Source organism: Gynurincola endophyticus (assembly GCF_003991195.1).
GTDB classification, from domain to species: domain Bacteria; phylum Bacteroidota; class Bacteroidia; order Chitinophagales; family Chitinophagaceae; genus Gynurincola; species Gynurincola endophyticus.
The window spans coordinates 184,085-203,398 of sequence record NZ_RCWL01000001.1 but is presented as its reverse complement, the minus strand read 5'-3'; the positions used below and the strand labels follow the sequence as shown (position 1 = coordinate 203,398).

General features: G+C 38.4%; 16 protein-coding genes. 2 read left to right on the top strand and 14 right to left on the bottom strand.

Going from position 1 to position 19,314, the window contains the following annotated elements:
* Positions 1-99: 99 nt before the first annotated feature.
* The 9 genes from D9O48_RS00895 to D9O48_RS00855 form a co-directional block, all read right to left on the bottom strand.
* Positions 100-1,620: a PAS domain S-box protein gene (locus D9O48_RS00895; RefSeq protein ID WP_126969651.1), complete on the bottom strand. Its 1,521-nt coding sequence runs from the start codon at positions 1,618-1,620 to the stop codon at positions 100-102.
* An 80-nt stretch (positions 1,621-1,700) separates the two neighbouring features.
* On the bottom strand, positions 1,701-2,690 hold the full coding sequence (locus D9O48_RS00890) for a helix-turn-helix domain-containing protein (protein ID WP_126969649.1): 990 nt from the start codon (positions 2,688-2,690) through the stop codon (positions 1,701-1,703).
* 248 nt (positions 2,691-2,938) lie between these two features.
* The gene (locus tag D9O48_RS00885; RefSeq protein ID WP_126969647.1) at positions 2,939-3,256 is read right to left on the bottom strand and encodes an iron-sulfur cluster assembly protein; all 318 of its coding nucleotides are present in this window, start codon (positions 3,254-3,256) and stop codon (positions 2,939-2,941) included.
* A 3-nt stretch (positions 3,257-3,259) separates the two neighbouring features.
* Positions 3,260-3,676: a SufE family protein gene (locus D9O48_RS00880; protein WP_126969645.1), complete on the bottom strand. Its 417-nt coding sequence runs from the start codon at positions 3,674-3,676 to the stop codon at positions 3,260-3,262.
* Between the two features lie 19 nt (positions 3,677-3,695).
* Entirely contained in the window at positions 3,696-4,946 is a 1,251-nt protein-coding gene (locus D9O48_RS00875) for a SufS family cysteine desulfurase (RefSeq protein ID WP_126969643.1), read from the bottom strand.
* Positions 4,947-5,054: 108 nt separating this feature from the next.
* Positions 5,055-6,353 (bottom strand): Fe-S cluster assembly protein SufD, encoded by a 1,299-nt coding sequence (gene sufD / locus D9O48_RS00870; RefSeq protein ID WP_126969641.1) that lies wholly within the window; start codon positions 6,351-6,353, stop codon positions 5,055-5,057.
* A gap of 63 nt (positions 6,354-6,416) precedes the next feature.
* Positions 6,417-7,175: a Fe-S cluster assembly ATPase SufC gene (gene sufC, locus D9O48_RS00865; RefSeq protein WP_126969639.1), complete on the bottom strand. Its 759-nt coding sequence runs from the start codon at positions 7,173-7,175 to the stop codon at positions 6,417-6,419.
* A gap of 63 nt (positions 7,176-7,238) precedes the next feature.
* Complete coding sequence (gene sufB, locus D9O48_RS00860) at positions 7,239-8,684, bottom strand: Fe-S cluster assembly protein SufB (RefSeq protein WP_126969637.1); 1,446 nt, start codon at positions 8,682-8,684, stop codon at positions 7,239-7,241.
* Positions 8,685-8,758: 74 nt separating this feature from the next.
* On the bottom strand, positions 8,759-9,085 hold the full coding sequence (locus D9O48_RS00855) for a HesB/IscA family protein (protein WP_126969635.1): 327 nt from the start codon (positions 9,083-9,085) through the stop codon (positions 8,759-8,761).
* Between the two features lie 336 nt (positions 9,086-9,421).
* Here D9O48_RS00855 and D9O48_RS00850 point away from each other — a divergent pair, with 336 nt between their 5' ends.
* Positions 9,422-10,591: an MFS transporter gene (locus D9O48_RS00850; protein ID WP_126969633.1), complete on the top strand. Its 1,170-nt coding sequence runs from the start codon at positions 9,422-9,424 to the stop codon at positions 10,589-10,591.
* On the opposite strand, the gene D9O48_RS00845 is transcribed toward D9O48_RS00850, so the two are convergent.
* A complete protein-coding gene (locus tag D9O48_RS00845) occupies positions 10,588-11,565 on the bottom strand; it encodes a 2-hydroxyacid dehydrogenase (RefSeq protein WP_126969631.1) in 978 nt (325 codons plus the stop codon). The two genes, D9O48_RS00850 and D9O48_RS00845, sit on opposite strands and share 4 nt — an antisense overlap.
* A gap of 311 nt (positions 11,566-11,876) precedes the next feature.
* Here D9O48_RS00845 and D9O48_RS00840 point away from each other — a divergent pair, with 311 nt between their 5' ends.
* Positions 11,877-12,284, top strand: coding sequence for a hypothetical protein (locus D9O48_RS00840; protein WP_126969629.1), 408 nt, complete (start codon positions 11,877-11,879; stop codon positions 12,282-12,284).
* 119 nt (positions 12,285-12,403) lie between these two features.
* Here D9O48_RS00840 and D9O48_RS00835 read toward each other — a convergent pair whose 3' ends face one another.
* From D9O48_RS00835 to D9O48_RS00820, 4 genes are all read right to left on the bottom strand, one after another.
* Positions 12,404-12,970 (bottom strand): DUF1415 domain-containing protein, encoded by a 567-nt coding sequence (locus D9O48_RS00835; RefSeq protein WP_126969627.1) that lies wholly within the window; start codon positions 12,968-12,970, stop codon positions 12,404-12,406.
* A 169-nt stretch (positions 12,971-13,139) separates the two neighbouring features.
* Positions 13,140-14,423, bottom strand: coding sequence for a PepSY-associated TM helix domain-containing protein (locus D9O48_RS00830; protein WP_126969625.1), 1,284 nt, complete (start codon positions 14,421-14,423; stop codon positions 13,140-13,142).
* Between the two features lie 261 nt (positions 14,424-14,684).
* On the bottom strand, positions 14,685-16,178 hold the full coding sequence (locus tag D9O48_RS00825; protein WP_126969623.1) for a SusD/RagB family nutrient-binding outer membrane lipoprotein: 1,494 nt from the start codon (positions 16,176-16,178) through the stop codon (positions 14,685-14,687).
* A 9-nt stretch (positions 16,179-16,187) separates the two neighbouring features.
* Entirely contained in the window at positions 16,188-19,229 is a 3,042-nt protein-coding gene (locus tag D9O48_RS00820) for a SusC/RagA family TonB-linked outer membrane protein (protein WP_199750471.1), read from the bottom strand.
* Positions 19,230-19,314: the final 85 nt, after the last annotated feature.

The following is a 19,314-nucleotide window of genomic DNA, read 5'->3' as shown; positions in this document are numbered from 1 at the left end:
ATTATTATATAGAAACCCACCACGCGGTTAAAATAGAATTAAAAAACCACATGCCAGACCTCTATTGTTGCTATTACAACAGTTTGCTCAATAAAAAGTTTAGAAACTATGGGTATTTGGAGTCAGATTTCTCAAGGTAAATTTAAAGGTAGTACCATGATTCTGATTCGATTCGAACCAGATGTCTCCTCCATGCAGCTCGATGATTTTTTTACAATGCGCAAGGCCAATACCAGACCCTTTATATTCAGCCTGTGTATGTAAGCGTTGAAATAAGCCGAATACTTTCTCGTGCATCTGCGGATTAATACCGATTCCATTGTCTTTGAAAGAGAATACAAACCCTTCACTGGTTGGAATGGCCTGAACCTGAATAATGGGTGAAATGTTAATTCTTCTGAATTTAATAGCATTACTGAGCAGATTCTGAAACAACAACTTTATTTCAGTTCTGTAACCGATAAACATTGGCAAATCATCATATTCAATAACTGCATTTGTTTCGTTGATAGAAGCATGCATATCAGCCTTCAGTTCTTCTACAAGATCTTTAATAACAAAAGGCTCAGGTTGTACATTGGTACCTATTCTGGAATATTGCAAAAGGTCGTTGATAAGGGTCTTCATCCTTAAAATTGCCTCCTGAATGTAATTGATGTATTGTGCAGCTTCTTCATCGATATTTTCACTGTATTTACGTTTAAACAAGCTGAAAAAACCTGCTGTAGTACGAAGCGGTTCCTGCAGGTCATGTGAAGCTACATAGGCAAATTGCTCCAGCTCTTTGTTTTTCCTTTCTAAAACTGCTCTGTACTCTTTATTTTGCCATTCTGCTTTTTTTCTTTCCGTAATATCCCTTACGAATCCACAAAAGAAGTTATGGCCTTCCTGATTTACCGGAACCATTGAAAGCTCCACCGGAAATTCGCGATCGTATTTATCGATTGCTTTAATTTCTACGAGGCGATTAATATCCGGAATTACATAACCCTTTTTAAAATCTTCTAATCCTTGTTTATATAAGTGCCGGTATTTCGACGGAATTAAATAATCGGCAAAATGTTTTCCGAGAATCTCCTCATTTGTATACTTAAACATCTTCTCAGCCTGCTCATTCCATACGGTAATTAAACCGTTATTATCCACACAAATGATCGCATCAAACGAATTTCTGATAATCAGGTTGGTCATTTCAACACTGTCAATCAGATTTTTCTCGGCTTTCTTCCGCTCTGAAATATCCGATATAAATGCAACTGCCATTTTTTTACCATCCAGCGTATAGTAGCCCAATCCGATTTCAACCGGAATAGTAGTACCGTCTTTTTTACGTGCCGACAAATCACGGGCATGTCCGAGAAATTTTACTGTTGGCTTTTCAAAATATTGAGAATGGTGGCCGTGGTGTTTACCGTGAAATCGCTCGGGAATCAGCAAATAAATCGGTTGATCTACCAGTTCATCATTGGTATAGCCTAAAAGTTTTTCAAGCGTAGGATTAATCAGCTTAATATTTCCTCGTTCGTCGGAAACCAAAATTCCTACAGTTGCATACTCAAAGAGGGCTCTGTATCCCTCTTCGTTATCTTTCGCCAGGGTAGCTGTTCTTGAAAAATCCATGGAGTATTCTTTTGAATATTACAATCGGGGTCCAACTAGTAAGATACAATAAATTCCGCATACTCACAAGAGCTGATAACCTATTGTAAACCAGCTCTTTTAGAAATGTATTTTTTCTTGATATGCCCGGGGCTCATCCCATATCGTTTTTTAAATATTTCAATAAAATTGCTCACCTTTTCATATCCCAAACGTTCTGCAATTTCATTGATGGTAATTGGTTCATCTTTCAGTAATTGTTTAGCATGTTCCATTTTCTTCTCCAGGTAATATTCATATACTGATTTACCGAATACATTCTTAAAATGCCGCTTTAATGTAGACTCGCTTAATGCTACCTGATAGGCTATCTGAGACAGATTAGGTAACGACATATTAAGGTGATTCAGCAATACTTCTTTAACACGCATTAATTTATCGAGGTGAACTTCCGACCCGGGAAAAATCGGAGAAGATTCCTGAATGATTCTTCTAATGATACCTTGCGCCAGCACAGTACACAAATCATTATCGATAATAATTTCACGTTCTCTTGCTTTACGCATTTCATCAATGGTAATATTGATATTTTCCCATAGAGAAGAATTACAGTTTTCCCAGAAAACAGCATCCCGCAGTAATTGATAACTGTTCTCAACAAGTGTGGAAGGAAATACTTTTTCCGCTTCTTTTTTCATCCAGTTATTATTCAGGATAATTTCAAGAAACCTTACGTTTTGATTAGGAGCCAATGCAAATTCAACCCGTCTGTCGGTTGAACAAATGAGTAAACTCCGGATATCGATTTTAAGATACTGAATATGACCATTTATAGATCTTAGTTGAGCGTGGTCGGGAGTTAAGCTAATAATAACACGGGTAAAGTGCTCATCTGAGAGTAACGGATCAAATTCATAGTTTAATTCATCCTGCGTATCTATGATATGCTTTTTAGCTAAATTATCATTTCCCAACTGAGCTGATATGATTTGCACTGCGGAAGCAGAATGCACAATCTCCTCATATAACTCCAGGTTCGAAAACTGATTCGCATAGATATGCAGGCATTTCTTAGGGATTGAACTTTTCATATAAACAGTACTTTGAATTAAAATAAATTCAAGTTGCCGATCTCGTGTTAATTAAAATTAACAAATCCCTTTGAATTATCTAAGTAATTGCACTTATTGTTTTATAAAAATTTTCCAAACGTTCATGTATAATTGAAAATTGGTCGTTTTCAGGTATTTACAAGGCGCATGAACACAAAAAAAGCACCGTTTCAACATTGAAACAAGTGCTTGTAATACAATTACTTTATATATAATAAATCACATATTTATAAAAATCCTAATTCTAATTTCGCGACTTCGCTCATGCGGTCCTTTGTCCAGGCGGGACTAAACGTTAACATAACATTTACGTCAGTTACCCCTTCAACCTCCCGAACTTTACGGTCTACTTCCAGTACTATTTCACCGGCAACCGGGCAGGCTGGTGCTGTTAATGTCATGGTGATACTAACATAACCGGCATCATTGATTTCGACGCCGTAAATCAGTCCGAGCTCTACAATATCTACCGGTATTTCCGGATCGTTTACTGTATGTAGTTGCTCATATATTTTTTCTTCTATCAGTGTTTTATCTATACTCATACATTAGGCTTTATGAAAAGCTATCGCATACAGTTTCATTTGTTTTATCATAGAAAGCAGTCCGTTTGATCTTGTTACAGATAAATGATCTTTCAACCCTACTTTATCAATAAAATAAAGTTCTGCATTCATGATATCCTCAGGCGTCTGATTAGAGAGGATTTTCACCATCATACTCACCAGCCCTTTAGTAATAATAGCATCACTATCAGCGGTGAAAATAACTTTTCCGTTTTCATAAGTGGCATGCAGCCATACGCGTGACTGACAGCCTTTTATTAAATACTGCTCTGTTTTATATTGTTCATCAATCACAGGCAATTCTTTACCCAGATCAATAATATATTTATACTTTTCTTCCCATTCTGTAATAAACTCAAAATCGTCTATTAGTTCATCCTGTAGCTCGTTGATAGTCATAAGAATACGTTTTATTGACTTACAATAACATCATAACAGCTTTTTTCAAACCTGCGATCAGCGCATCTACTTCTTCTTTAGTATTATAGATTGCAAATGAAGCGCGTATAGTACCCGGAACTTTAAAGAAGTTCATCACCGGTTCAGTACAATGGTGTCCGGTTCTTACAGCAATACCCATTTTATCTAATAACACGCCTACATCATAAGGATGTGTTCCGTCTATTACGAATGATAACACTCCTGATTTATGAGCAGCTTCACCGATGATACGAACACCTTGTATTTGTTTGATTTGTTCGGTTGCATAGTTTAACAGATATTCTTCATAGGCAGCAATATGATCAATACCGATCGACTCGATAAAGTCTACCGCAGCACCTAAACAGATACCCGCTTCAATATTAGGCGTTCCTGCTTCAAATTTGAAAGGAAGTTCGTTGTATGTAGTTTTCTCAAAAGTGACGGTTTTAATCATATCTCCGCCGCCCTGATAAGGAGGCATTGCATTAAGCAGTTCCTCTTTCCCATATAAAATACCAACACCTGTAGGGCCATACATTTTATGACTGGAGAATACCAGAAAATCCACCTCCAGTTTCTGTACATCTACTGCTATGTGGTGAATAGCCTGTGCAGCATCGAGCATTACCTTAGCTCCTTTCTGGTGGGCGGCATCAATAATTTCTTTTACCGGGTTAACAGTACCTAAACTATTTGAAATATATGTGATGGCCACCATTTTGGTTTTACTGTTCAGAAGCTTGTAAAATTCTTCCATGATCAGCTCACCTTTTTCATTCATAGGTATCACTCTCAATACAGCACCACGGTCTTCACACATAATCTGCCACGGAACAATATTAGAATGGTGTTCCATCGCAGAAATCAGTATTTCGTCGCCGGGCTGGATAGAGGATTTACCAAATGAGTAAGCCAACAGATTAATACCGTCAGTGGTACCTTTGGTGAAAATAATTTCGTGGTCGTGTTTCGCATTAATAAAACGCTGAATTTTTTTACGGGTCACTTCATACGCATCAGTTGCATACTGACTCAGAAAATGTACCCCACGATGAATATTGCTATTATGCCTGGTATAGTATTCGTTAATCGTATCAATCACTCTCTGAGGCTTCTGAGTAGTAGCACCATTGTCGAGATAAACCAATGGTTTACCATTTACTGTGGTAGACAAAATAGGAAACGCTGCTCTGATAGCCGCAATATCCAAACTTCCTGCATAATTAGAAACAACTACACTGCTCATACAAACATATTTAATGCATTCTCAGAAATGCTTCTTTCTAAAATAAAATAATCTGTACTCCTACGAAGGTAGTACAGATTATTCAGTTATATATTTCGCAAGAAGAAACTATTTTAGTCCTTCTTCGATCAATCCGTTTACAAAGTCCTGGATTGACTCATCAGGAATTTTATCTGTAACATCGAAGGCGAATGCCTGTACTAATAAAGTTTTTGCTTTTTCGTCGCCGATACCTCTGGTTTTTAAATAGAACAAAGCCTCGTTATTAAACTGACCGATAGTAGACCCGTGGCTACATTTTACATCATCCGCAAAAATTTCTAACTGTGGTTTTGAGTTTACCGATGCTTTATCTCCTAAAATCAGGTTATTATTTTGTTGGAAGGCATTTGTTTTCTGCGCATCTTCCTGTACAAAAATTTTACCATTGAAAACACCTGTTGAAGCATCCTGCATCACACCTTTATAGTGTTCGTTAGACTGGCAGTTGGGTTTTCTATGATCAACGATCGTATGATTATCTACCAACTGTGCCCCACCGGAAAGGTACAATCCATACATGTGGCTCTCGATATGTTCACCATCTAAAGCAATGTGTAAGTTATTCCGTAGGAAAGAAATACCAGGCATTGAAAACTTATAGTTATTGTATACGCTGGTAGTTTCCTGAAATACTTCAGTATGTTGAATAAAGTGAGCATTTGCATCACCTGTTTGAATATTGTATTGCTGGAAGTTTGCACTTTTACCAACAAAAACTTCTGTTAACTGGTTTACAACTGCTTTTACCTGAGTGGTAGTGATATAAGTTTCTACAACTTTTAACCGGGCGTTTTCTTCTACCACATACAAGTAACGTGGTTGTGTAAAGAAATCGGTTTTTGCAGTAGACACATGAATGATATGGATTGGCTTTTCTACTACCTGCGATTTTGTGAGGTGTACGAAAAGTCCGTCTTTAAACAACGCTGTGTTCACTGCCGTTAAATGATGTTTGGTAACATCGGTATATTTTCCAAAGTGCTGTTGGAAAGCAGGTAATTCCGTAGCCTCCAGAATCGGTAGAAGAGTAAATCCTTTTTCGTTAATCTGATGGCTTAATGTTTTTTGTAATTGGCCGTTTACCAATACCACTATGTAAGCGTCTAATCCGGGAATTAAAGCACTTTCAATAATCTCTTTCGTTAACGCAGTAGAAGTTTCTCCGTAAACGAGTTGCAGATTGTCTTGAATAAACGGTTTTAAGTTGGTGTATTTCCAATCTTCTACTTTAGTAGACGGAAATCCGTTTTTTTGAAAGCTGGTAAAAGCCTGCTTACGAATAGCGGCTAAAGTACCCTCTTTTTGTTCAGTGTTATAAGTTGCAATACACTGATCGTATAATGAACTGGTAATTTGTGTATTCATTGTTTAATCCGACGTTTCTTGCCAGGCAAGTTACTGTGTAATAAATCTGTTTAAAGGTTAATCTTAAGCAAGTTCTGCCTGAGATTCTTTTAACCAATCGTATCCTTTTTCTTCTAATTCCAAAGCCAGTTCTTTCGTACCGGATTTTACGATTTTACCTTTATACAGTACGTGTACATAGTCAGGAACGATATGCTCCAATAAACGTTGGTAGTGTGTGATAACGATGAATGCGTTATTTTCAGAACGTAATTTGTTTACACCCTGAGAAACGATACGTAAAGCGTCGATATCTAAGCCGGAATCGGTTTCGTCAAGAATAGCCAGTTTAGGTTCAAGCATGGCTAACTGAAGAATTTCGTTTCTTTTCTTTTCACCACCGGAAAAACCTTCATTTAAAGAACGGTTTGCCAGAGAAGCGTCGAACTCTAATAATTTCTGACGATCTTTTAAAGTGCTTAAAAACTCTTTTCCTTCTAAAGGTGCTAAGTTTCTGTATGCGCGTACTTCGTTTACTGCTGTTTTCAGGAAGTTTATATTTGAAACACCCGGAATTTCAACAGGGTATTGAAAAGCAAGGAACAAACCTTCTCTTGCTCTGTCTTCAGGGGATAAGTCCAATAAATCTTTTCCGTCAAAGCTTACTTCGCCTTCAGTTATTTCATAATCTTCTCTACCTGCCAATACAGATGCCAAAGTTGATTTACCGGAACCATTAGGACCCATGATAGCGTGAATTTCACCGGCTTTTACTTCTAAGTTCAGGCCTTTTAATATTTCTTTACCTTCAACTGACGCTTTCAGGTTTTTTATACTTAACATAACAATTGAATCTTTATACTTGGATGATTTTTACAAATTAATTACTACAAATGTGATGAGTGATTATCCCACACTACCTTCTAATGAAATGGCCAGCAGTTTTTGTGCTTCTACTGCAAATTCCATTGGTAACTGGTTTAATACTTCCTTACAGTACCCGTTTACAATTAAGGCAACTGCTTTTTCGGTATCAATACCTCTTTGATTGAGATAGAAGATCTGATCTTCACCAATTTTTGAAGTAGTAGCTTCATGCTCTACCATTGCAGTGTTATTTTTTGATTCGATATACGGGAAAGTGTGTGCACCACAACGATCACCGATTAATAAAGAATCACACTGGGTAAAGTTACGTGCATGAGCAGCATTCGGACCCACTTGAACCAGCCCTCTGTAACTGTTTTGACCATTACCGGCAGAAATTCCTTTAGAAATAATTCTGCTGCGGGTGTCTTTACCGATATGGTAAATTTTAGTACCTGTATCGGCAATCTGTTTGTTTTTGGTAACAGCTACTGAGTAGAATTCACCTTCTGAACGATCACCTTTTAAGATCACACTTGGGTATTTCCAAGTAATAGAAGAACCTGTTTCTACCTGTGTCCAGGATATTTTAGAGCGGTCTCCTTTACAGATACCACGTTTGGTAACGAAGTTGTAAATACCACCTTTACCGTCTTTATCACCGGGATACCAGTTCTGAACGGTTGAGTACTTGATTTCTGCATCCTGCATAGCTATTAATTCTACTACTGCCGCGTGCATTTGATTTTCATCACGCATTGGGGCTGTACAACCCTCCAGGTAGCTTACATAACTCGATTCGTCTGCAATAATTAAAGTACGCTCAAACTGTCCGGTATTTTGCGCATTAATACGGAAATAAGTGGATAACTCCATCGGGCAACGAACGCCTTTAGGAATATATACGAAAGAACCGTCTGAGAAAACAGCAGCATTTAAAGCAGCAAAAATATTATCTGTTGAAGGAACTACTGTTCCCAGATATTGTTTTACTAACTCAGGATGCTCCTGAACGGCTTCTCCGAAAGAACAGAAGATAATACCCAGTTCTTTTAAGTTTTCTTTGAAAGTAGTAGCTACTGAAACACTGTCAAATACAGCATCCACGGCAACACCCGCCAGCATTTTCTGCTCGGTTAAAGGAATACCTAATTTTTCGAATGTTGCAAGTAATTCAGGGTCTACTTCATCGAGACTCTTATACTGCGTTTTCTTTTTAGGGGCTGCATAATATGAAATATCCTGGAAGTCGAATTCCGGCATTTCAAAGTTTTGCCAGCTAGGTAATTCCATTTTCTCGAACTGGCGAAAAGCTTTTAGTCTCCATTCCAAAAGCCATTCTGGTTCGTTTTTCTTTGAAGAAATAAAACGGATGGTATCTTCACTAAGACCTTTCGGTAAGATCTCCATGTCGATATCGGTGGTAAAGCCATATTTATATTCTTCGGCTTCTACTTGGTTTAATATTTCTAAATCAGTACTCATAATGCTTTTTTGAATTACCTCGCGGTAATCTATATCTACGATTGCTATCTTATATCTAATTTCTCCCTAATTAGTTACAGTGCAAAACTTTCCCCACAAGCACAGGTTCTAGAGGCATTCGGATTATTAAAATAAAGTCCTTTACCATTTAAACCGCCTGTATAATCCAGTTCCGTACCGTATAAGTACAATAGGCTTTTCATTTCAACAACCAACTTAACTCCCTTATCCTCAAACACTTGGTCATTTTCACCTATAGTAGTATCAAAGTTCATTTCATATTGCAAACCTGAGCAACCACCACCTTTTACGCCAACGCGTACCAGATGGCCTTCGTTAACACCGTCATTCGCCATCATCTGGCGAATGTACTCTTTTGCATTTTCTGATATTGTAATCATTTTTAGCGACTTTTATTATTATAACAAGTCATCGTCCCGAAGGTTGAGCCTTCGCCGATCTTTTCATTTCCAATCTCTTATTTTTTCCTATCTCGCAACTTCAATCCACAAAATTACTAGCAAAAAGTCATGTTTTGAACTAAATTATCATAAACCTTTTCAATATCTGCATTTTAGCCTCTTTATAAGCCCTTTTTCATTGATTTTAAGTTCTTTTACGGAAATGTTTATTTTGTTAATTTTATCTTGCAGCTAGTGTTTGATTGCTTTCGAACAAGTTTTACTGCTAATTTTGTACTTCTCTCGATTGCCCGCCTCCTTTTTAAATATTTTTCCATGAGCAAGGCTTTACGTCTACCCGTTCAACAGTACTACCGCATCGGTGTCGGAATGTTCTTTTTTATCCAGGGATTGGTGTTTTCGTCGTGGACCAGCAGGATACCCGATATCAAAAACACGCTTCAGCTGAGTGATGGAGCGTTGGGAGGAATTTTATTTGCACTTCCGATCGGCCAGTTAACCGCCATGAATATTTCAGGATATCTGGTAGGGCGCTTCGGCAGTAAACGTGTTTTATCCATTGCCGTTTTATTTTATCCGGCTGTACTGGTGCTGTTAGGCCTGGTACAATCAACCTGGCAATTGATCGGCGGATTATTTCTTTTCGGAATAGCCGCCAACCTTTGTAATATTTCTATCAATACACAAGGAGTAGGAGTAGAAAGGATCTACCGTCGCAGTATCATGGCTTCGTTTCACGGCTTATGGAGCCTCGCCGGGTTTACCGGTGGTTTAATCGGGCAAATTTTAGTGGCCAACCACATCCCGCCGTTTCATCATTTTATAATCATGTATGTGATTACCGGTGGAATTATGCTGGTAGCCCGTCAGTATATGTTGCCGCGCGATGCACATCATTCAAATCAGCAACAGCCGGCACCAAAAAGAAGAATATTTGTAAAACCCGATAAATATATTGTTCAGCTCGGAATTATCGCTTTTGCCAGCATGGTTTGTGAAGGAACGATGTTCGACTGGAGTAGTATCTACTTTGAGAAGATCGTGAATGCGCCTACTGAATATACCCGTTTAGGATTTATTGCTTTCATGTGTACGATGGCCGGAGGCAGATTTGCCGCCGATTATCTGGTATCGCGCTTTGGTGTAAGCAATATCATTCAAATCAGCGGCGTCGTTATTTTAACAGGAATGCTGTTAGCTGTATTATTCCCTACTATTTATATGTCAACTCTGGGATTTTTACTGGTAGGATTCGGAACTTCTGCCGTTGTACCGATGGCCTACTCAATGGCCGGAAAATCTAAAACAATGTTACCAAGTGTAGCACTGGCCAGCGTATCCTCTATCGGATTTTTAGGTTTTCTGATCGGCCCGCCGTTAATCGGTATGATTTCAGAATTAACTAACCTGCGTATTTCATTCGCAGTAATTGCCGTATTAGGACTAGGTACTACAGTGATGGCCCGCCGGCTTAGTAAAAGCTAACAACCATAAACTTCTTTATTTACAATAAAAGGTAAAATCTTTCCCTCTAAACCCGCGAATACATTCTCTGCTGCTCTTAAAGACATTGCACTGCGTGCTTCCTGAGTAGCAGAGCCGATGTGTGGTAAAATACATACATTCGGCATATTTAGCAAAGGGTGATCGGCCTGCATCGGTTCAGGATTGGTGACATCCAAACCGGCACCCCAGATCTCCCCATTCTCTAATGCCGCCAGTAAAGCTTTTTCATCGTGCATTCCTCCACGCGCAGTATTTACAAAGATGGCGTTCTTCTTCATCTTCGAAAAAGCAGTTGCATTAAACCTGCCTTTAGTTTCTTCTGTTAAAGCTGCATGCAAACTAATCACATCACTTTCTTTCAATAAAGTATCAAAATCTACATACTTCGCATCCAGCTCTTTTTCAATTTCCTCATTGCGGCTTCTATTATGATAAATAATATTCATATTATAAGCATACTTACATCTTCTTGCCATTTCGAGCCCGATTCTACCCAAACCGAATACGCCTAATGTTTTATCGCGTAAGCTGATACCCAGATTTAAAGTAGGCTGAAAAGTATCCCAATCGCGATTCAAAATTCTTTTATGATGATAAAAAGCTTTCCTTGACACATTTAACATTAACAAAAAAGCAATATCTGCTGTGGCTTCACTTAATACATCAGGAGTATTTCCAATAGGAATACCGAATTTTGTTGCAGCAGCAATATCTATATTATCAAAACCTACTGCATAATTAGAAATCGCTTTCAGATGACTGTTATTCTGCAAAAATTTAGCATCAATTTTATCGCCCGACATAATAATCATCGCATCAACTGAAGCTGCTGCGGTATTCAGTTCTTCCGGTGACATCGGATTTCTGGTAGGCCATACAATAGTTTCGATTCCTTTCGATTTCAAAAACTCAATGCCGGTATCAGGTATTTTTCGGGTAATATATACTTTCATATTGCTTTCAATGATTATGATAAATTTCAGTACAAAGATCTGCAAATCTTATGCTCGTTTTATGCCAAAAAAATTTTTTTTACGTTATTTTTTGGTTGGAGATCATATTTTATTTTGCGTCAAACACAATACCAATAAGGGTTTCACAAAAATAAAAAGACATTTGTGATCCTAAAACAAGTAAATAGTTGGTTTGTGGCACCTAAAATGTCAAAGTATGTTTGCATTATCGAAATAAGCATTACAGCTGTTTGTCACATTCACTCACCGATTGCACCATAGCATTTTAATCATTCAAAAAATTTACAACCATGAAAAAATTATTGAACAATGTTGCGTCAGTGAACTTCATCTTTTTATTAGCTGCTTTAGTTTTAACAAGTGAAGTAAAAGCGAACGACGAAAAAGCTAAATCTTCAACTGTTGAATTAAAGTACATTGGCCAACTCAACAACAATCCTGTAGTTGAAGTTGTATTCAACGGTAAAAAAGAAGAATTATACACGATCGGATTCAGAGATCAAAACGGTGTATTATTCTATTCTGAAAAAGTGAAAATTGCTAACGGTTCTAAAAAGTTTGCCTTAAATGCAGAAGAGTTAAACTTAGTAGAGTTGACGATTGAAGTTAAAAACAGAAAGAATAAAAACGAAGAAGTTTTTGCTATTCAAAATAGTAAAAGCGTGATCGAAGAAACGGTTGTAGTGAAAGTGAAATAGCTGACAGGTTTGTGTGAAACAAACCCTTCTCAAATAAGTTTATGTCTCAGCATAACCCCCACCGAAATACTCCGGTGGGGGTATTTTTTTATATGCCCGGTGTCAACACCAAACATTAATCAATCTATCTGAATTTTACACATTTCCCTTAATTGCTGCATATATTGCAATCCCTTTTCTCTTGCAAATGCAATATTTCTAATGGGTATTCCTTCCGGATCAGGGAATGTTTCCAATGCTTTTTCGAGACTTTCTTCACGCAATAAATGAATCATCGGATACAGTGATCTGTTAGTATAATTTGACGGGTCATCGCTCGTACTGTCTGCAAATTTGTAATTAGGATGAAAACTCGCAATCTGATAAACACCGTCGTATTCCCTGTCTGCCAATAGTTCTTCTGCTACTTCTATCAGATTAAGATAAGAGGGGAAAGTTTGAAATGCTTTCGGAAATATAATCAGTGTCGTTTCCGTTTCTTCATTTGCATCTAAAAAATGTACTTCTTCCATCATCTGCTCCAGTGCAGCTGCCGGCCCCAACGCATCACTCACCACATACCGGATACTATTATTTTTTACTGCCGGTAAAGCAAAAGGACAAAAATGGCATCCTACTACCACTTTCATCACCCATTCATGGGTTTCTTTTATAATCCGTTGATGATCATCCTTTATTTCTTCCATATGCACAAAATTACGGCATTTGGAAATGATGGAAAATTTTCGTATCTTTTAAGAAGGGGCATTTCACTTTTTCAATGCTGCCCGCAATAATTGCGGCTTTACTTTTTTGTAAAATACTGCCAAATAAAAATCCCCGGCATAGCCAGGGACTCTATAAAAACTATCTATTCTAAGAAAGTGAAATGTTTGTATTGACCGGTTCCGGTTTCTTACTCGCCGGTTTCTTCTTTTTCTTCATTTTATTCAGCCAGATCATCGTACCCGTAATGGGTAACGAAGTGGCAACCAGACAAGCAAAGAAGTATAGTATTTTGGTGAACGTTCCGTAAACATTTCCTACGTGAATCGCTTTAATTGAACCTGCAATTCTTTCATTCACCGGTTTGTCAGTAAATTTCTCCACTTTAATAACTTCCGCATTTTTACTACCGATCGTTACCTTATCGCCGGCAGCAGGTGCAAAAAAACCGACTTTGGTTTTTGATACCTGATACGGGTCTTTTGACGATTTTGGAAGAGTCACTGTAATATTCCCATTGTACGGCAATGCCCGGTTAGCAGCGATAGCCACTTCTTCCACAGAAATCAACTGTAGCTCTGCTGCCGGCATCTCTTCTGTTGCTTCTTTTTTCTTCTCTTCTTTTTTGCCTTCCGGTTTCCCCTCCCCTTTACCATTGTTCTGTGCAACCGGTTGTTCTTTATAAGTACCCAACACCTTCTGCAAACCCGTTTTATACCACGTGAATGACCATTGCGGACCGGTTAAGCCCATCAGTAATAAAAGTATCAGCGAGTAAAATCCTAACGTATTATGTAAATCGTGATTGGTACGTTTCCAATTACCTGAAAACTTAATTTTTAATCCCTGTTTCCACGATTTTACTCTTTGCGGTATCCAGATAATCAATCCGGTAATACAGCCGAGTGTAAAAATTATGGTGGCCCAACCCGAAATCATGCTACCAATTTCACGATTGGTATATTTTTCTGAAAGTGGTTTTTCAATTTTATCAATCAACAACCAACGGTGCAAACTAAACATGGTACTCATAAATTCCTTAGCACCATTATATTGTTTAGATGTACCTAAAATATCACCGGTATACTGATTCACAAAAATAGTGGTACCGAAACGGGAATTGTCGCCTTCTTTTCTCACTGTAAACTGATAACTGCGCTTAGGGTCATCCGGAATCTGCACACTGTTTACATTACCTTCTCCCAGCATATGAACTACATTCATTAATTGAGCGGTAGATAATGCTTTTTCTCCGGCACTTTCTAATTTATAGAGCTCCTTCGCCCCCATTTCGGTAATTTCTGTATTAAAAGTATACAGTGTACCTGAAAGACAAACTAATACTACAATAATTCCGCTTGTTAATCCCAGCCAAAGGTGTACATCATTAAAGAGTTTACGCACTTTAGGCCAGATTCCTTGACGCTTCAACATTCAGTTTAATTTTAGAAAGCGTCAAAATTAGCTTTCGAAAAAAGAAAACCATTTACGGTATCGGGAAATTCTGCCGGCAAAGAGGAAAACATACTGCAGACTAATTATTAAACATATGATAACCAACCTCCAATATTGACAATCTATATCCACTACATGGTTTTATCAGAGATTCACAAAAAAAAATCCTCCCGGTTGTTCGAATAAAGGCTCCGAACAACCGGGAGGATGATGAGGGAACTGATCAAAAGATCAGGTCAATTACCTATCCCACCAAACAGCATTGTTCAGGATATCGTCATCTCCTGCCTGTGTCGCATTCGTGTTATTAGTCATGCGTTCAGTTTCAGGATACATTAATCTTAAAGGTCTTGAATTGGCTGTAGGAGCTTCCAATGAGTTGGGAAGAACCGGATAACCCAGTCTTCTATAGTCATTCCATGCTTCAATATTTGAGTTACCATATAAAGCCAGCCATTTTTGTGTAATAATCTGCTCTATCTTATTAGTTGCCTGTTGATAATTTACTGATGGTTGCGTCAGATAGGTTGACAAATCACCTGCTGCAACACCCAGGTATTGGAAAGACCTGGTAATGCCTTCTTCGTATTTCTGGGCAGCGTTTCCATTCATCCAACCTCTTTCAATAGCTTCTGCCTGTAAAAATGAAGCTTCTGCACTACTCATAAAAACCAATCCCTGTTGAAGGCTTTTAAAAATACCAGCAGGGTTTCCGCCATTTTCAGCAGGGCCTTTAAAAGGAGATGTAGCAGATCTGGAATATTCTGGAGCCGTAGTTGGGTTTCCTAATAAAACACCCTGATAAGCACCACTCACCTGTACAAATAAGGTAGCCACACGCGGGTCATTCAGCTGATCGAATTGTTGTAGTAAATACCGGGTTGGACGGATATTTTCTCTGTTATTGGTAGACGCATTTGCCTGATCGCGATAATAAGAAATATAAAAAGGATTTCCGTTAGATGCAGCAAAGCCGGGATTCATGATGGCATTGTCTGTTAAAAAGCCGGTGCCTTCATCAAGAATAATCCCTAACTGTGTTTGAATAAAGGTCTGATTATTTACCTGCGATTGTCTTACTAATCCTCTTAATTTAATCGTATTGGCTAACTGAATCCATTTTGTTTTATCACCCTGGAACAAAACGTCGTGGTTGCCCGGATCGATCGTGGTACTATTCGGTGCACGTTTAATTTCATCAATACCGGCAGTAATTAACTGAATTGCCTGCTCATATACATGCTGGCCTCCTTCATATGCAGGATCAATTTTTATCGTTCCTTTCAACGCATCCGAAAACGGAATATTATTGTAAAAATCTACGAGGCGAAGGAATAACCATCCCTGCATTACTTTAGAAGAGCCGGAAAAAAACAGTTCGTTTGTTTCAACAGCTTCATCAATAATCAGCTGGAAATAGTTCAGGTTCGCATAAGCACTTTCCCAAACTTTTATTCCATCTCTCTGGTGACGGATCGCTAATCCGTTGTATTGTTTTAAATCTGCAAACTGGCCGATCGCTTCATTTGGCGTACCCCAGTATCCACCCCAGAATCCACCGATCTGATTGATCTGTGTAGATTCTTGTATACCGGTGCTTAGCAAAGCTGCTGAAAATTTTGCACGTAATGGAAGTGTTGAGCTCCCGGGTCTGTTCGGATTGTCATTTACATCTAAAAACTTATCACATCCGACACAAAGGAATAGTATAAATAATATATATAGATTACGCATAACTCAGTTTTAGAAATTCACATTTAAATTAACGCCTACTGTGCGGAATGGTGGCACTTGTCTGAAGCTGATATATCCGTCTGTATTATTATACAGGAATTCAGGGTCACCCATTTTATTGTCTTTATGACGAATAATGAACAGGTTCGTTGCAATCAGATTAATGCTGGCCGATTTCACCACCCGTTGATTGCTTAACCATTTTCTCGGAATCTGATAACCGATATTCAGTTCTCTCAGTTTAAAGAAATCAGACGGGGCAGCCGTGTTAATCTGAATTTCTCCTTGTCTGCTCCAGAAAGCTTTACCACCGGAAGACGTTTTGAGGGTAGTATTTTCTTTATACTCACCAGGAGCTACTTCAATGACTGAGTTAGGCCATACAAATGCCTCACGGCCATACTTTGCAGTTTCAGGATGTGTACCGGTTGAATACATGTTCGGAACAATTTCAGAATACAACCAGCCACCTAAACGTGCGTCAAAGTGTAAACCGATATGGAAATCTTTTATTTTCAACATAGAGCTTAAACCCATCTGATAAGGAGGCACCATACTACCCAGTTCTCTGTTCTGAGCTGCTACGCGCGGATCGCCGGTTATACCGTCAACCACTACACGTCCCTGAGGGTCTCTTTCATAATCACTTACCAATAAAAGCGGGAATGCTTTTCCGATCACACCATAAGCCTGACGGAATAAGTTTCTCGATTCTGTTTCTCCAAACAGTTCACGCATTTTGTTATTGATGTGTGTGAAGTTAGCAGTAAGGTTCCACTGAATATTTTTGTTACGCACCACATCTGCACCTAAAGTAATTTCAATGATGTGGTTGGTTAAACGGCCTGCATTCACATTAGTAGCAGAGAAGCCGGTAGCCGTTGAAATATTTGCCGGTAATATCTGACCTTTTGAATCAGAATATACATAAGCAATTTCAGCATTCAATCTGTTGTTAAAGAAAGACCATTGCGTACCTGCTTCATAAGAAGTAACAAATTCTGGTTGAATAGCCGGATTCGGATTCGTTAAAGAAGGAAGGAACCCTACTATATTTCCGAAAGGAAACCCTAACGAAGTAGAATAAGCTAAATTTAAAGAATAAGGAGACAGGGTTACGTTACCGGTTTTATTCCATGAAGCATATAATTTTGCGTAGTCAACGGTGTTGCTGTTTTTCAATCCTTCAATTAAATCACTGGCCACCCATGACACATTCACACCAGGATAAAAGTAAGATCGGTTTTCTTTACTCAATACACTTACCCAATCATTTCTACCGGTAAAATTCACGAACAGATAATCTCTGTATCCTACAGAGGCCTCACCGTAAACACCCGCACTTCTGTATCTGGTTCTTCCTACAGAACCTGCCAGGTTACCGGTTCTGCTATCGATGTTGATAACACCCGGATATAACAACTGTCCGCTACCGCCCGAGTTAGAAACACCAACAGATACTGTTTTTCTTTCGTCCATGCGTGCGTTCTGGCCTAAAGTCAATCTTAAGTCAAAATCTTTGATTTGTTTTTTAGCAGTGAGAATGAAATCACTGTTCAATCTGCGGTAAGCATCGGCACCGTCTGTTACCAGACCCGGAACATTTCTGGTACCGGGTGCTTCAAACTTTCTGGTGAAGTTATAAGTTTCATCAGAGGTACTGTACAAGCCGACTCTGTACAAAGCGTTTAACCACGGAGTAATCTGATAATCGAATTCAACTTTACCATTAATAATTTGTTGAGTAGTATTGTTTCTGATATTATCTATCAGGAAAAATGGATTTCTCAACCATGATCCGTCTGGTATGAAATAGTTCAACGGATTACCCGGCGACAAAGGATTTTCCCAATCTTTGATCATATCAAAATCAAAGTTTGCCGGATAGCGATAAGCACCGATCCACGGACCATCAGGAGTAATACTTTTCTTATTATGGATATAGTTGATATTGTAAGAAGTATTTAATTTTCCGATTTTTCGGGATGCATTAAACCGTAAGTTAATTCTATTGTTTTCGTCTTTCGGAATAATACCGGTCTGATGAACATGTTGTGCTGAAAAATAGTAGGTACTGTTCACATCACCTCCCGAAAAAGAAATGTTATTCTGAACATTCAATCCGGTTTGAAAAAGATCTAATCGGTTATCTTTCGAAGGAGCTTCATATTTCAGGTAAACCTGTTCGCCGTTTGGCAATGGATTTCCGAAAGGTTTGTCAGTTCCGTCAAATCTCGGCCCCCATGATTCATAAATTGTAGGAGAATAAGTACCATCTGCACCCTGACCGTATTCTGTTTGGGCAGGAGGCAATAAGTATACATTTGAAAAAGTAGTAGTATGATCAAAAGCTACTGAACTTCTCCCTGCTTTACCTTGTTTGGTGGTAATCATAATCGCTCCGTTTACCCCTTCACTACCATATAACGCTGCTGCACTAGCGCCTTTTAACACTGTGATATTAGCAATATCATTAGGATTTAAGCGGCCGATACTCGGAACAGGTGTACCGTCAATTACATAAATCGGTTCATTTGCGCCTCTTCCGTCAATACCTGAGCCTCTGCTGATAGAGCGGGCACCACGTAAAGTAATCTGAAATTCAGGATCAACTTTACTGTCGTAGGTATTAATTCGCAAGCCTGCCACTTTACCTGCCAGGCCGGATAAAGTGTTAACTGGTTTTGCCTGTGTGATATTTTCGTTATTCAGAACTGTTGCTGAAGCACCAAACTCTTTGCTGGAACGCTTTAAGCCTAATGCACCTGTTACAACAGCTTCTTCTAATACATTTTCAAGCGGAGATAAAGTAATACTTAAAAAAGGTTGATTTTTTTTCAACTTGATTTCCTTTTCGGTAAACCCTACGAAGGATACTACTATCAATTCATTATTTTCAGCTTGAAAATTAAATTGACCGAACTCATTTGTAGTATAAGTAACTTTTCCGTTTACTTTCATCAAGGTTGCACCAGCCAATGGTTCATTAGTGGCAGCGCTTAATACAACACCCTGATAGTTAATTAATTCTTGTGCACTAATTCTTGTCACTGACAAGAACATAATGCAACATAGCAGCCATTTTATCCTCATACTTATCAATTTGACCGCAAAATTCTTACAATGAAATACTGGA